At 38.0% G+C, this 16,155-nt stretch carries 12 protein-coding genes and 2 tRNA genes; all 14 read left to right on the plus strand.

Annotated features, from left to right (window positions below; translation table 11 throughout):
• The first annotated feature begins 98 nt into the window (after positions 1-98).
• The 14 genes from PTUN_RS08320 to PTUN_RS08385 all read left to right on the plus strand — a co-directional run bounded on the left by PTUN_RS08320 (position 99) and on the right by PTUN_RS08385 (position 16,045).
• Positions 99-189 (plus strand) — tRNA-Ser (locus PTUN_RS08320).
• Positions 190-254: 65 nt separating this feature from the next.
• A tRNA-Ser gene (locus PTUN_RS08325) sits at positions 255-345 on the plus strand.
• Between the two features lie 137 nt (positions 346-482).
• On the plus strand, positions 483-869 hold the full coding sequence (locus tag PTUN_RS08330; protein ID WP_009839797.1) for a hypothetical protein: 387 nt from the start codon (positions 483-485) through the stop codon (positions 867-869).
• A 163-nt stretch (positions 870-1,032) separates the two neighbouring features.
• Positions 1,033-1,491, plus strand: coding sequence for a GAF domain-containing protein (locus tag PTUN_RS08335; protein WP_009839798.1), 459 nt, complete (start codon positions 1,033-1,035; stop codon positions 1,489-1,491).
• Entirely contained in the window at positions 1,491-1,769 is a 279-nt protein-coding gene (locus PTUN_RS08340) for a hypothetical protein (protein ID WP_009839799.1), read from the plus strand. The genes PTUN_RS08335 and PTUN_RS08340 overlap by 1 nt, the downstream gene beginning before the upstream one ends.
• Before the next feature lie 14 nt (positions 1,770-1,783).
• Complete coding sequence (gene proQ / locus PTUN_RS08345; protein WP_040644129.1) at positions 1,784-2,437, plus strand: RNA chaperone ProQ; 654 nt, start codon at positions 1,784-1,786, stop codon at positions 2,435-2,437.
• 11 nt (positions 2,438-2,448) lie between these two features.
• Positions 2,449-4,473, plus strand: a complete 2,025-nt coding sequence (gene prc / locus PTUN_RS08350; protein WP_009839801.1) for a carboxy terminal-processing peptidase — start codon at positions 2,449-2,451, stop codon at positions 4,471-4,473.
• Between the two features lie 189 nt (positions 4,474-4,662).
• Positions 4,663-6,114, plus strand: coding sequence for a Na+/H+ antiporter NhaC (nhaC, locus tag PTUN_RS08355; RefSeq protein WP_009839802.1), 1,452 nt, complete (start codon positions 4,663-4,665; stop codon positions 6,112-6,114).
• A gap of 35 nt (positions 6,115-6,149) precedes the next feature.
• A complete protein-coding gene (gene pepN, locus PTUN_RS08360; RefSeq protein WP_009839803.1) occupies positions 6,150-8,750 on the plus strand; it encodes an aminopeptidase N in 2,601 nt (866 codons plus the stop codon).
• A gap of 5 nt (positions 8,751-8,755) precedes the next feature.
• Positions 8,756-8,977 (plus strand): DUF2835 domain-containing protein, encoded by a 222-nt coding sequence (locus PTUN_RS08365; RefSeq protein ID WP_009839804.1) that lies wholly within the window; start codon positions 8,756-8,758, stop codon positions 8,975-8,977.
• 249 nt (positions 8,978-9,226) lie between these two features.
• Positions 9,227-11,305: a DUF1302 domain-containing protein gene (locus tag PTUN_RS08370; RefSeq protein WP_009839805.1), complete on the plus strand. Its 2,079-nt coding sequence runs from the start codon at positions 9,227-9,229 to the stop codon at positions 11,303-11,305.
• A 10-nt stretch (positions 11,306-11,315) separates the two neighbouring features.
• On the plus strand, positions 11,316-12,683 hold the full coding sequence (locus tag PTUN_RS08375; RefSeq protein WP_009839806.1) for a DUF1329 domain-containing protein: 1,368 nt from the start codon (positions 11,316-11,318) through the stop codon (positions 12,681-12,683).
• 45 nt (positions 12,684-12,728) lie between these two features.
• On the plus strand, positions 12,729-13,724 hold the full coding sequence (locus PTUN_RS08380; RefSeq protein ID WP_009839807.1) for a WD40/YVTN/BNR-like repeat-containing protein: 996 nt from the start codon (positions 12,729-12,731) through the stop codon (positions 13,722-13,724).
• 2 nt (positions 13,725-13,726) lie between these two features.
• Positions 13,727-16,045 (plus strand): efflux RND transporter permease subunit, encoded by a 2,319-nt coding sequence (locus PTUN_RS08385; RefSeq protein WP_009839808.1) that lies wholly within the window; start codon positions 13,727-13,729, stop codon positions 16,043-16,045.
• The last annotated feature ends 110 nt before the right edge of the window (positions 16,046-16,155 follow it).

The following is a 16,155-nucleotide window of genomic DNA, read 5'->3' on the forward strand; positions in this document are numbered from 1 at the left end:
GTTATTGGTCAAATGAGTCGAAATTTGAGCACTCAAACAAAAATAATAAAAAAATGCTTCACAAAAGCAAATCACTTCACTAATATGCACACCGCAGCGGAGAGATGGCAGAGTGGTCGATTGCACCGGTCTTGAAAACCGGCATAGGTTTGTAGCCTATCTAGGGTTCAAATCCCTATCTCTCCGCCACTTATTTAATTTAAGTGGTTGGAAAATAACGACTTAAATAAAAATTTTGCTGTAAAGCAAACGACGGAGAGATGGCAGAGTGGTCGATTGCACCGGTCTTGAAAACCGGCATAGGTTTGTAGCCTATCTAGGGTTCAAATCCCTATCTCTCCGCCACTTATTACAAAACGAAAAAACCGCATTTAATGCGGTTTTTTCGTTTTTTCTGTTTTAAAATTGCTACTTTGGTCGAGTATTCAAATTCAATCAGCTCAGTCATGCTCAAGTAATTATTGATGTAAAGTGAGCAATCTATGAAATCATCTGTTTTAAAAAGTATTCTTTTTTCGCTATTATCCCCGCTAATTATTGGAAGTGTAATAGGTATCTATTACTGCTTAAGTATTGAAAATGCCGATAGTAAATTATTTTTTAGTATTCTAATGACTGCATTATCAAATGCGCATATTGTCGGACTAACGATGGCTGTGTGTGTTGTACCGCTGTATTTGTATCTAGCAAAACGCCAAAAAGTAACTTACTCCAGTATTTTAACTGTAGGCATGTTAGGAGGCGCTGTATTTTCGGCTTTTTTAAGCGCAAATATGGGGGAGATATTTTTAGTTAATACGGTTATGTCTTTATTCGCTGCTGGTTTATTTTTATATACACTTCGAAGAACAACTCCTCAGAAATTATGATTTAAATTCAAAATTGTAGTCAATAGATGCTGACTTGATTGAGAAATAGTCAATGAGTGAGAAAGAGCGATGAAAAATACTATTTTTTCACGTTTAAAGGTTTCATTTATTATCTCGAAAGAGTACCTTAAGCGACTGTATGATTTTTTAAAAGTTGTATCGTATGGATAAAAATACGTTCTATCAGTCGCTAAATCAACAAGCGCAAGGTTTGATCTCAGGTGAAACTAATGTAATTGCCAATATGGCAAACATTAGTGCTCTTTTATTTATGAGCTTAGAGCATATTAATTGGGCTGGGTTTTATTTAGTTGATTCTGACTCAGAATTAGTTTTAGGCCCATTTCAAGGTAAGCCTGCATGTATTCGGATCCCAATGGGAAAAGGAGTATGTGGTACTGCTGCAGCTCTGGATGAAACACAACTCATTGCGGATGTTCACCAATTTGATGGCCATATAGCGTGTGATGCAGCTTCTAATTCGGAAATAGTGATCCCTGTACACAAATCAGGTAAAGTAGTGGCGGTATTGGATATTGATAGCCCACAACTGTCACGTTTTGACTTAGAAGATCAGCAAGGGCTTGAAGCGTTAATACGACTGTTTGAGCAACAACTTTAATGAAAGACTTATTAAACGTTCAAGATTTTTTGCATTCTAGTCACGATGTGGGTGATTGGGAAGGGGATGAAGAACAGGTTGCCGAAAATTTGAATGAACTCATTCATATTGCTTGGCAAGAAATTCCTGAGGACACTCCGTGCGAAACAATTGAAGAGATAATTTCTGGTATTTGGGATTTTCTTCGTGGTGACACTGCTATCATTGAAGCTGACTTCGAAGAATTGATCGATTGGGTTAAACAATATGTTTTCACATCACTTGATGAGAAAATGTGATTAAAGGTTTTATGATGGACACCATTAACAAGCTAAAAGATGTTACCGAAGTATTAAGTTACTTATATGAGCAGTTTCCAAACTGTTTCTTTGAAAAAGAAGGTATTAAGCCTTTAAAAGTCGGTATTTTTAAAGATGTCGCTGAGCGTATCGAAGGTGATGAACGTGTTAGTAAAACACAAGTTCGTCAAGCTCTTCGTAAATATACTTCAAATTGGCGTTACCTTGAAGCTGTGACTAAACATGCTTTTCGTATCGATTTAGATGGTAATGACTGTGAAAAAGTTGAGCAAGAACATATTGATCACGCAGTTAAAGCATTAGAAGAAAGCCGTGCTAAATTTGCACAGCGTAAAAAACAACAACGTCCAAAACCTGACGCTGACAAAAAATCTTACAAAAAGAAACCTTTTAACGCAGATACATCTGCAGCAAAAGGAACTAAAGTAGCTCCTAGTAAGACTAAAGAAGACAAACCTGCAAAACGTAGTACAAAAATAGAAGCGCTACCAGCTGAAAATATCAAAGTGAACGCCTTAGTAAAAGTTAAATTAGGCCAGGCCTTAGTTAACGGTACAATTACGCAAATCAATAAGGAAGAGATTCACGTAGTTCTTGCTACTGGTATGCAGGTTAAAATTAAGGCAGATAGTCTGTATTCAATCTAAGGAGATGATGTATGAGTAAAAAGTTAAAACTCATTCCTATTGCAGCCGCTTTTTTGGCATTTAATGTTTTTGCCAAAGTAGACACTTTTACGTTCGCTGATTTACCTGTTTTAAAACAAGAAAGTCAACATAGTACCGCTAGCAAAAGGGTGACAAACTTTTTTACTCGTGCTCATTATAAGCTCATCCAACTAGATGATGAGCTTTCCTCTCAAATTTTAGACCGTTATATCGAATCGATTGATTATAACCGCCGTGTTTTTTTACAATCAGATATTGATAGTTTTGAGAAATATCGAACCTCTGTCGATAATGCGTTAAGCACAGGTAAGCTTGATTTTGCCTTTGATATATTTAATCTGAGTTTAAAACGCCGTTTTGAGCGTTATCAATATTCGTTAGCATTACTCGAAAATGAAATGACTTTTGATAAAGCTGATGACTACCTATTTGATCGTGAAGACTTGCCTTGGCCTAAAACCACCGATGAGTTAAATGAAATATGGCGTCAAAAAGTAAAATATGATGCATTACGTTTAAAGCTAACCGGAAAAGATTGGTCAGAAATTAAAACAGTTTTAGAAAAGCGTTATAGTTATACGTTAAAAAGATTGATTCAAACTAATAGCGAAGATGCCTTTCAAATTGCAATGAATTCGTTTGCTCGTAGCATCGAAGCTCATACGTCTTATTTATCACCACGCCGTGCTGAACAATTCAAGATGGATATGGATCTTGAACTTGAAGGAATTGGCGCTGTATTAGGTTATGACGAAGATTACACAGTTATCCGTAGCTTGGTCCCTGGCGGCCCTGCTGATAAGTCAGAAAAAATTAAATCAAATGATCGCATAATTGGTGTTGCTCAAGGTGATGACAAATTTGTTGATGTCATTGGCTGGCGTTTAGATGATGTAGTTGAATTAATTAAAGGTCCAAAAGGCACAACCGTTCGTCTTCAGTATCTAAAAGGTGCTGACGCTCACGGTACACCATCAATTGTTGAAATCATTCGTGACAAAATTAGATTAGAAGACAAAGCGGTGAAAGCATCGGTCTTTACGCCTAAGTACACAGAATTAGATACAAAAATTGGTGTTATCGATATTCCTGGTTTTTATAACAATCTTTCAGCGGATGTGAAAAAAGAAATCGCTAAGCTAAAAGAAGAAAAAGTAGATGGCATTATCATCGATTTACGTCAAAACGGTGGTGGCTCTTTATATGAAGCAACGCAACTTTCTGGTTTATTTATCGACCAAGGCCCTGTTGTACAAATTCATACTTTAAATGGTCGCGTTGAAGAACAAAAAGATGTTGATGGTGTTACTTTTTACGATGGCCCACTTACTGTTTTAGTTGACCGTTATAGTGCTTCTGCATCTGAAATTTTTGCTGCTGCAATGCAAGACTATGGTCGAGCAGTGATTATAGGTGAGCAAACCTTTGGTAAAGGTACAGTGCAACAGCATCGTGGTCTAGGGCGTAATTACGACCTATACGATAATGAATTAGGTAGTGTTCAATACACTATTGCAAAGTTTTACCGTATTAATGGCGGTAGTACACAGCACAAAGGCGTGATCCCCGATATTTCATTGCCTTCACCAATCGATCCTGCAGAGTGGGGTGAAAGCCAAGAAGATAATGCATTACCTTGGGATCATATTGCCAATGCAAAATACAGCTCGCTTGCTGATTTAGCCCCTGCAATTACGTTTTTACAAAAGAAACATGACGAGAGAATAAAAACTGAACCTGAGTTTAATTATGTTTTTGATGATATCGAGCGTTATAAAAAAGAGAAAAATCGTAAAAGAATTTCTCTAATAGAAAAGCAACGAATTACAGAGCGTGATGATAACGATAAAATCGCGCTCCAACGTACTAACGAACGTTTAAAAAGATTGGGTCAACCTGAGATTGCTAAATTAGATGATGTACCTGAAATAATTAGTGAGCTTGACCCATTCTTGGAAGAAACAGCACAAATCACCTCCGATTATATAAAATATGGTCGATATGCAAAAAAATAAAAAAAGCGCTTCGGCGCTTTTTTTATTCCCCTTTATTCTTTAAACGCTTAAGTATTAGACAGTTATCCTTCAAATACTTTGTTATACTGAACACTTTATTTGTCTAAATAATCTATATTGGCAATAGCGATAATAAATAAACAAACGAAATAATCACTATTACCCGTTCAAATCAGTGAGAGGCCTTAGGTGCAAGAAACTAAACAAGCAACAATATTTGATGCACTGTTACCAGTGCTATTTTTAATCTGCTCTTTGGGCGGCTCGGTATATTTATTTGGTGATAGTTCCTCAAGTGGCCCAAATCAAATCGCGCTATTATTTTCTACCGCAATAGCACTATTGATTGGTTTAAAAAATGGTTTTAGCTGGGCTGTTTTAGAAGAGGCGATGATCAAGGGGATCACCTTATCACTCGGTGCAATTTTAATATTGTTTATGGTTGGCTCTTTGATTGGCACTTGGTTGCTATCAGGGACAGTGCCAACCTTAATTTATTATGGTCTGCAAGTTATCAACCCAAGTTGGTTCTATGCGGCAAGTTGTATTTTGTGTGCCATTGTAGCGATGAGTATTGGAAGTTCTTGGACCACAGCTGCAACAATCGGTGTTGCTTTATTGGGAGTGGCAACTGGGCTTGGATTAGATCAAGTTGTTACGGCAGGGGCGGTTATATCAGGTGCCTATTTTGGCGATAAGCTTAGCCCACTATCAGAAACAACCAATTTAGCGCCCGCTGTTGCCGGCTCTAACTTATTTGACCATATCCATCATATGCTTTGGACTACCGTACCGAGCTTTTTTATTGCGGTGGTTATTTTCGTATTCATGGGTTTTAACGCCGCAGATGTTGCCGAAGCATCACGTATTAATGAAATTAATGAGATTTTACAAAGTCATTTTAATATTGGTCTAATCATGTTGGTACCATTATTAACCTTATTGACTTTAGCGCTTAAAAAAATGCCTGCATTTCCTGCGGTTGCAATTGGAGCTGTTTTAGGTGCTGTTTGGGCGTTGATTTTTCAGCATGATTTAATTGCGGCGCAAATCGCATCGACCGATAGTTATTTAGTCGGTGCAACTAAATTAGTATGGACTGCTTTTTTTGATGGTTTCTCGATTAAGACCGGTGATGAAAGCATGGACAGTTTATTAAGCGGCGGTGGCATGGCGGGCATGTTGAATACAACATGGCTCATTATGATTGCGCTTTTATTTGGATCTGTGATGGAAAAAGTGGGTCTACTTGAAGTTTTTGTCAAAAGCATTTTAAAAGTTGCCAAAAGCACCGGTTCTTTGATCACTGCGACAATCGCAACTTGTATTGGTACAAATATGATTGCTGCCGATCAATATATGGCGATTGTTATGCCCGGTCGTATGTTTAAAAAAGAATATGAAAAACGTGGCCTCGATAATGTAAATTTATCTCGTACCTTAGAAGATGGTGGCACAATCACCAGTCCTTTGATCCCTTGGAATACATGTGGGGCATACATGCAAGGTGTACTTGCAATTAGCCCACTCGATTATGCGTTTTATGCATTTTTTAATCTGATCAATCCAGTACTTGCAGTGATATATGCCTACTTAGGGATTAAGATTTTAAAAATTACGCCTAAACACCTTTCTAATTAGTTTTAATGGAGCCAATGGCTCCTAAGTAGGATTTTATGTCTGCATTGCCACAAGCAAAGTATCTTAAAGATTATCAACCCGCTGATTTTACGATTGAAGATATCAAGTTAACATTTGAACTTGAACCGACACACACCAGGGTCACTGCAATATCAAAAGTAAAACGTTGCAATAAAGCGGCGCTGGATTTTATTCTTGATGGCGTTGAACTTAATCTCATTGAGATTGAAATAGATAATCAATTATTTACTGAGTTTAGTCAAAAAGATGAATTGCTAATTATTCATCATGATGCAGATGAATATGAACTAAAGATAATTACAGAAATAAACCCGCTAGAAAATACCTCGTTAGAAGGTTTGTATTTATCAGGTGGGGCATATTGCACGCAATGTGAAGCAGAAGGGTTCAGAAAAATTACTTTTTTTCCTGATAGACCTGATGTGCTTGCAACCTATGAAGTTAAAGTTATTGCTGATCAAACGGTTCCATATTTGCTTTCAAATGGTAATAAAATTGCCAGTGGCACACTTGAAAATGGGAAGCATTTTGCTGTTTGGCAAGACCCTTATAAAAAGCCGTGCTATTTATTTGCTTTAGTTGCGGGACAGTTTGATGTATTGACCGATTCTTATGTCACTTCAAGTGGTCGCGAAGTAAAATTAGAGTTGTTTGTTGATATTGGTAATTTAAATAAATCTTCTCATGCCATGGCATCTTTAAAAAAAGCAATGCAATGGGATGAAGAAGTATATGGCTTAGAATACGACCTTGATATCTACATGATTGTTGCAGTTGATTTTTTCAATATGGGCGCGATGGAAAATAAAGGTCTTAATATTTTTAACAGCAAGTGCGTATTAGCAAATCAAGAAACAGCAACAGACAAAGATTACCATATGATTGAGTCCATTATTGGCCATGAGTATTTTCATAATTGGACGGGTAATCGGGTAACGTGTCGAGATTGGTTTCAGTTATCACTTAAAGAAGGCTTAACAGTATTTAGAGATCAGGAGTTTAGCTCTGATCTTGGTTCGCGTGGTATCAATCGAGTTGCAGCCGTTAAAGTGATGCGCACTCATCAATTTGCTGAAGATTCAGGTCCAATGGCACATCCCATTCGCCCTGAAAAAGTGATAGAAATGAATAATTTCTATACAGTTACTGTTTATGATAAAGGGGCTGAAGTGATCAGGATGATCCATACTTTGTTAGGTAAAGACAATTTTAGACAAGGGATTGATCTTTATTTTGCCCGTCACGACGGTCAAGCGGTGACATGTGACGATTTTGTCAGTGCAATGAGCGATGCAAGTGGTATTAATCTTGAGCAGTTTAAACATTGGTATAGTCAATCGGGTACACCAAATTTAGTAGTTAAAGAAGAGTATGACAGTTTAAACCAGCGCTATCATTTGACAATTAACCAAAATCATCCAGCTACAGCCGATGAGCAAGAAAAACTAAATTTACATATTCCATTTGCTATTGAGTTACTTGATGAAAACGGTGATTTATTAGCATTGCAACATCAGGGTAAGCCAATTTCTTCGGTGCTCAATCTGACAGGAGCGTCTCATACCTTTATTTTTGATTCGATTAAAAGCGCACCAACGCCTGTTTTGCTGGTTGATTTTTCAGCGCCGTGTACACTTGATTTTCAATACAATGATCAGCAGCTAATCAATATTGTACGTCACGCAACCAGTGATTTTTCGCGCTGGGACGCTTTGCAAAGTTTATTTATAAAACATATAAAGCACGCCATTAATTCTGAAGATACCCAAGAGCAGAGCCTGCCATACGAAATTCTGCAGTTATTAAAGTGGATTGTGAACCACCCACAATTAGATAAACAGCTAATTTCTGAACTCTTAAAGTTACCAAGTTTTGATACCATCGCATCACAATTTACAGTTATCCCCGTAGATCAAATAATTACGGTAGTACAAACATTTGAGCTGCAAATATCGATTGCGCTTCAGGCTGATTTTATTTCTTTATATCGTCAACAAAACGATGGCGGACAACTAACGGCCTTAGCTGTAGGTCAGCGAGCATTCAAAGGTATGTGTATCTACTACCTTGCCAAAACAGCTACAGATGAAATTGATAAAATACTTCAAGCTCAATGTGATAGTGATAATATGACCGATGTCCTTGCTGCGTTAACAGCCCTGGTTTTGGCCAATCATTCGCTTGCAACGGCAATGCTTGCTCAGTTTGAACTAAAATGGCAACGAGACACGTTAGTAATGGACAAATGGCTTGCATTAAATGCGATGTTAAATGCGCCTAATGTTGTTGAGCATATCAAACAGTTATATCAGCATCCTCATTTCGATATTGCCAATCCAAACAGGGTGCGTGCGTTGGTCAGTAGCTTTGCACAATTTAATAGTCAATATTTTCATGCTGTTGATGGCTCTGGTTATCAACTATTAGCAGACTTATTGATTCAACTTAATAAGATTAATCCACAAAATGCATCTCGGATGATAACGCCTTTGATGAGTTGGAAAAAACTTGATACTACAAGGCAAAAGTTGGTTAAAAAGCAGTTAGACAGATTGCAACAGCTTGAAAATTTAAGTCCGGACCTTTTTGAAAAAGTAACAAATGCATTGAAATAAACATCATGTTTGAATTTTTTTTTACTATTAATTTAAGTTATGAAAAGTGCCTTGGTTATTATCATGGCACGATTAAACAGATTCAAGTGACCTCAGATGAGGGGAAAAAAATAAGGTTACCTGCTGAACGATTTCGACCTTTTATCACATCAATTGGGATCCGAGGAAGATATAGACTAAGGTTAACCGAAACCCATCAATTCATTAGCTTAGAAAAGATAGGGTGAAGACATAAAAATCTGATAAAACGATAAAAAAGTTACGTTTTTGTTAAAAGAGTTTTGTGTTATGAGCTTTTCAAGTGTATAAATTAGCTGGTACGATGTCAGACCAATGTTAAAAATACATTTTGAATAACGATAAAAATAATTTGTATCTTGAAACCTTGGAAATTAACTGTAATGATTTCTTTTGTTACAAGCACACTAAAAACAATAACTTGATCACTAAGTGACCCGTTACAAGGGGGAGATAAAATGATAAAAAGACCTCTTTTTGTCAAAAATAAGCTAGCGTTGGGAATTACCGCTGCCTGTCTGGCTTTTTCTAGCCAACACCTTTCAGCCGCTAGTTTTCAACTCGGTGAATTTGACGTAACTTTTGACTCTACATTTTCGTATGGCGCAAGCATGCGAGTAGAAGAAAGGGATTTTGCGCAAATTGGTAAAAGTAACCATCCACGTTTTGATTGGACTGGTTATAACGCAGCATATAATACAATTTATTCCTCATCGGATGTTTGGGCGCAGCCTGGCAGTTATTCCAATAATGGTGATGCGGGTAATTTAAACTTTGATAAAGGTGATACGTTTTCACAATTATTAAAGGGCACTCACGAACTCAATATCAGAAAAGATAATTTCGGTTTCTTTACTCGTTTCATGTATTTTTATGATTTAGAGTTGATGGATGGGGACCGCGCATATTCTAATCCTACTTCTGGTAAGCAAGTAGATCCATGCGCTGATAAACAAGCCAAAGAGCAAGTCTGTACAGATTTACGCTTACTTGATGCATTTGCTTATGCTGACTTTGATTTAAATGATGGTCAAAATCCATTGTCTATTCGTATCGGTCAGCAAGTTGTTAACTGGGGTGAAAGTACGCTTATTTCTCATGGTATCAATGTTAACCCCGTTGATATTGATCGTTTAAAAGCACCTGGTGCTGAATTAAAAGAAGCGTTTATCCCAGTAGGCGTAGTTTGGGCTTCATTAGGTTTAACAGAAAACCTTACTTTAGAAGCTTATTATCAATATCAGTGGAATGAAACACGGTTACCAGTGACTGGTACTTATTTCTCTACCAATGACTTTGCTTCTGTGAACGGTTATCAAAGTAATGTTCAATTAGGCTTTACTTCAAATCCTGATATTGATTTAGAACATTTAACAACCAATCTTAATTCTTTGTATGCACAGTGGGGCGCAGCCCTACAAGCACAAGGAATTGAACCGCAAAGTGCAGCTGCGCAAAAATTACTTGCCAATATGTATCTTGCTTACCCAACAAAAGTTGCTTTAAAAGGCAAGGGTGATGCAGGGATTAAAGAGCCAAGTGATTCAGGCCAATTTGGTGTTAAGTTAGGTTGGTTTTCCCCTGAGTTAAACGATACTGAATTTGCACTCTACTATATTAATTACCACAGCAGTCGCCCTTTGATTTCTGGTCAAGCATCTGATTTTACTCAAGCTTCTTTAGCTAAAGATTTAAATATGATTGCGACGACTAAAATTACTGAAGATAATGTCACTCAACTAGGTGCATTTACCAAAGCAATTTTAGAATACCCAGAAGATATCAAACTATTTGGTTTGAGTTTTAATACTAATGTTGGAAATACAGCCTTTGCCGGTGAATTTGCTTATCGCCAAGATGAACCACTGCAAATTGATGACGTAGAGTTGTTATACGCAGGTATGGCAGAGCAACTAGCTGTTGCGGGTATTCGCCCTGAGTTTGCTGAAATTTCTCAAATTGAAACGGTTGCGCCAGGCTCAATTGCAAAAGGGTATGTCACATCTGATACGATGCAATTACAATTTACTGCAACCCATTTATTTGGTCCGTCTTTAGGTGCTGATAGCTGGGCATTATTAGGTGAGATTGGTGGTGTGACCATCAATGATATGCCTTCGTATGATGAAATGCGCTTAAATGTTGCTGGTACTGGTCGCTCAGGCACTATGGTTGGTGTTGCTGGCCAAGACTACACCTTGTTACACCAAGCTGTTTCTAATGGTGTTGAAACTAATCCTTTCCCGTCAGCATCTGCTTGGGGTTATCGCTTAGTGGCAAAAGGGGATTACAACAATGTTTTCTCTGGCGTAAACTTCTCACCACGTGTGGTTTTCTCTCATGATGTGAACGGTATTACACCAGATCCTATGTACTTATTTGTTGAAGATCGTAAGTCATTGGGTATTAATATGAACTTCAATTATCAAAACGCATGGTCGGTAGATTTTAGCTACAACAGTTTCTGGGGTGGTGGTCAAACAAATAATTTCGCTGATCGTGATTATGTTTCTTTCAATATTAAATATTCTATCTAAGGGTATATATATGATTAAAAAACCTACCCTAATCGCCGTTGCTCTTTGTAGCTTATTTGCTTCAAGTGCTGCAATGGCTAAATTAACGCCAGAGGAAGTTGCGCGTTTAGGTGCTGATTTAACACCTCTTGGTGCTGAAAAGGCGGGCAATGCAGATGGCTCAATTCCTTCTTGGGAAGGCGGCATTACTAAAACGCCAGAAAATTATACTGTTGGCATGCACCACCCAGATCCTTTTAAAGCAGACGCAGTGCAATTTACAATTGATAAAAGTAATTTAGATAAATACAAATCACTTTTATCGCCGGGTCAAATTGCGATGTTTGAAACATATCCAGAAACGTTCAAAATGAATGTGTATCAAACTCGTAGAAGTGCGTCATACCCACAGTTTATTTATGATGCAACAAAGCAGTATTCAGTTAATGCTGAGCTAATAGAAGAAGGTAATGGAATTAAAAATACCGCTATCGGTATTCCTTTCCCAATCCCTAAAACGGGCCTTGAAGTAATTTGGAACCATATTTTACGTTATCGAGGTTTATCAATTCAACGTTTTGGTGGTCAAGCAGCTCCAACTGCATCTGGCGACTACAACATGGTTGGTTTTGATGAGCAGCTATTAGTTAAGTATTCTGAGCCAACAGCAACACCTGAATCATTACAAGCATCTAATATCTTGTTTAAATTCAAACAAGCTGTAACGGAGCCTGCACGTCTTGCGGGTACTGCGTTGTTAGTACATGAGACAATGGACCAAATTCTAACACCTCGCCAAGCTTGGACTTACAATACTGGCCAACGTCGTGTTCGTCGTGCTCCTAATGTTGCTTATGACGCACCAGGTACAGCATCAGATAGTTTGCGTACAACGGATGACTTCGATATGTTTAATGGTTCACCTAACCGTTACAAGTGGGAGTTAAAAGGTAAGCAAGAGATGTATATTCCTTACAATAGCTACAAGCTACACAGTAATGAATTAAAGTATGCAGATATTTTGAAGCCTGGTCATATTAATCCTGACTATGTACGCTATGAAAAACACCGCGTTTGGGTGGTTGAGGCGAATCTAAAAGAAAGTACTCGCCATATCTATAAAAAACGCGTCTTTTTCATTGATGAAGATAGCTGGCAAATCCACATTGCAGACTTATACGATAACCGTGATCAACTGTATCGTGTCGCGATGGCCCATGGTGTTAACTATTATGAAGTACCGACACACTGGAGTACTTTAGATGTTTACCATGATTTAAATTCACGTCGTTACTTAGCGATTGGCTTAGATAATGAAGAGAAAATGTATGATTTTTCTCAGTCATTTAATGATAATGAATTTACGTCCAACGCCCTTCGTAGAGAAGGTCTTAGATAAACTCTACGGCCCGTTAAGGGCCGTTTTTTTTGGTCAAGTTTATATATGAAGTTTTTACTAAATATTGTTTTATTGTGTTGCTCGATTAGCGTCTTTGCCAATGATCTTTCTCCAAAAGCCGCTGTGATCTCCCCAAGAGCAGATAAAACCTTGCTTACTGATATAGTTAAAACTAACGCAGGGTTAGTTGTAGTAGGTAAGCATGGAGTGATTTTAACAAGTGCTGATGGTGAAACTTGGCTGCAGGCTGCTGTGCCTGTGCAAACTTTATTAACGTCAGTTTTTTTTATCGATGCTGAGCATGGCTGGGCCACAGGGCATGATGCAACTATTTTAGCAACGCAAGACGGTGGGCTTACTTGGCAAATACAGCACAATCAACCTGAGCTTGATAAGCCTTTGCTAGATATTTTGTTTAAAGATAAAAGCAATGGCATTGCTATTGGTGCTTATGGTTTATTCTATCGCACCCGTGATGGTGGAATGCACTGGCAGTCTGAATTTCAAACATCGTTATTATTTGATGAAGATAAAGATTTTCTTGCTGAGTTAAAAGAAACTAACCCAGAGGGTTATTTAAATGAAATTCAAGCGATTTTGCCACATTTGAATCAAGTTACTGCTACTAAAGATCAACTTATTATGGTGGGTGAGCAAGGTCTTTTGGCAACCAGCCTAGATTTTGGTATTACTTGGGAACGGTTAGATGAAATTTATCCGGGTTCTTTTTTTGATGTCAAAGAATTAATCAATGGCGATTGGTTGGCTGCTGGTTTACGTGGAAATGTTTTTCTATCGACTGACCAAGGTGAAAACTGGCAATCTCTCGATAATAGTAGCCATGCTACCATCAATAAAATAATTGTTACGAATACAGGCGCATTATTACTGGCTAATAATGGTGTAATGGTTCATTACGTTGAAAATCAATTAAAAGTAAAACAATTTCATGATGCTAAAGCACTGGTTTCGGGCGCTATACTTGGCAACAAACTCGTTTTAGCCAGTGAAGTTGGGATTAAACTCGAGGAGTTAAAATAGAAATGGAAAGGTTGTTAACTCGGATTGAGTCAGTTGTATTCCGTCATCGTTTATCTGTTATTTTACTGTTTATTGTAGCCAGTTGTTATTTGATGTTTCAAGCGAGTCAGATCAAGCTTGATGCCTCTTTTAATAAAAATATCCCACTAAATCATGAATACATGAAAGTGTATTTAAAGCACGAAAAGCAGTTTGGTGGTGCTAACAGTGTGCTTATCTCAGTGTGTGATGCACGAGGAGATATTTTTAATCCTGAGTTTTTTGCTCAATTAAAATCAGTCCATGATCAGTTGTACTTTATACCTGGAGTTAATCGACCTTTAGTACAATCAATTTTTTCACCAAGTGCCCGATTTGTTGAAGTGGTCGAAGATGGTTTTGCCGGTGGTCCAATTATTCCTGCTAACTTTGTGCCTGATGAAGCGGGTCTTGCCAAAGTAAAAGAAAATATTGAAAAAGCAAATATTGTTGGTCGCATGATTGCCAGTGATTATTCATGTGCCATGGTTACCACTCAGTTAATGGAGGTTGATCCTAGTACACAAGAGCCACTTGATACCCTTGCGCTTGCAAACAAATTAGAAACTGAAATTCGCGGTAAATTTACCACTGATAATGTATCAATTCATATCATTGGTTTTGCGAAAATGGCTGGTGATATTGCTGATGGTGCTAAAGGTGTCGTGCTGTTTTTCCTAATAGCTATCGCTTTCACTTTTGTCATGGTTTGGTTGTTTTGTAAAAGCTTAACCTTGACTATTTTACCGGTAGTTTGTTCGCTTATTGCTGTTGTCTGGCAGTTAGGTTTATTGTCTCAACTTGGCTTTGGCCTCGACCCAATGTCTATTTTGGTGCCTTTTTTAGTGTTTGCGATTGGTGTGAGTCATGGTGTTCAGATGATCAACGCAATTGGTAAAAAAGTGACTGAAGGTTTTAGCAGTAAAATGGCCGCAGAAGCGAGCTTTCGTAGTTTACTCATTCCTGGTGGAATTGCGTTGCTATCTGACACGGTAGGCTTTTTGACACTACTTTCTATTGATATCGGAATAATCCGTGAACTTGCTATTACTGCCAGTCTCGGTGTTGCGGTTATTATTTTTACTAATCTTGTATTATTGCCTGTTCTTGCCTCTTATATTTCTGAGAAAAAAATAGCCTCAAAACAGGGCTCTTCAGCGCAGTTTGATGTTTTTCGAGAAATCCTGGTTAAAGCAACCGATAAAAAAGTCGCACGCTATATCTTATTCTTTACCGTTATTTTATTTGGGCTTGGCATGTGGCAAGCGCAAAAAATGCGGATAGGGGATTTGCATGCGGGTGCGCCATCATTACATCAGGATGCGCGTTATAACCAAGATACGTTTTTAATCACAGATCGCTACACCATTACTGTTGATATTTTAAAGGTATTGGTCGAAGCCTCACCAGAAGCCTGTACTTTTCACGATACTATGGATCGCATCGATCGGTTTCAATGGCGCATGGAAAATGTAGCAGGCGTTCAGTCTATTGTTTCGCTAAGCTCGGTGGCCCAAGCTGTTAATGCCGGTTATAACGAAGGTAATTTGAAATGGCAAACCTTGCCACGTAATACTTCTTCACTGGTACAAGCAACTTCTCGTGTAGAGACAAGCTCTGGGTTACTCGATGGTAACTGTAGTGTGATGCCATTGATTATTTTCATGGAGGATCATAAAGCTGAAACGATTGAGCGTGTAATTGATGCGGTGAAACGTTATTCGTTAGAAGAGCAAACAGATGAGCTACAATTTAAGCTTGCATCAGGCCCTGTTGGTGTTATGGCTGCAACCAATGAATCTGTTGCCGCTGCTCAGCTTCCTATGATGCTTTATGTCTATGGTGCCGTAATTGCGTTATGTTTAGTGAGTTTTCGCTCTGTAAGAGCCACAATCGCTGTTGTATTACCTTTGTATGTTGTTTCAACGCTTGCACAAGCGCTGATGGTGCATTTAGAAATAGGGTTAACGGTTTCTACATTGCCTGTTATCGCTTTAGGTGTGGGTATTGGTGTTGATTATGGTATCTATATTTTATCATCAATGAGTCAACAATTACGTGAAGGTATGTCACTGACGCAAGCATATCGCAATGCGTTAGTGGAACGTGGTAGTGCAGTGTTATTCACAGGGATCACCCTTGCGGTGGGTGTCAGTACCTGGGTATTTTCAGATCTTAAGTTCCAAGTTGATATGGGAATATTATTGACCTTTATGTTTTTAGTAAACATGTTGGCCGCAATACTTATTTTGCCTGCAATTGGAACATTGTTATGGCCTGAAAATAAAAAAAATAGTGAATAATTGTGTTAAGAAATGGCCATAATAGGCCATTTATATCTATATTTTGTGAATAGTTGGCCAACGGTTTGAAATTTTAAGTCATTGGCCGAAAAAAACTATTTATATCAGTC

The organism is Pseudoalteromonas tunicata (genome assembly GCF_002310815.1).
GTDB lineage: Bacteria > Pseudomonadota > Gammaproteobacteria > Enterobacterales > Alteromonadaceae > Pseudoalteromonas > Pseudoalteromonas tunicata.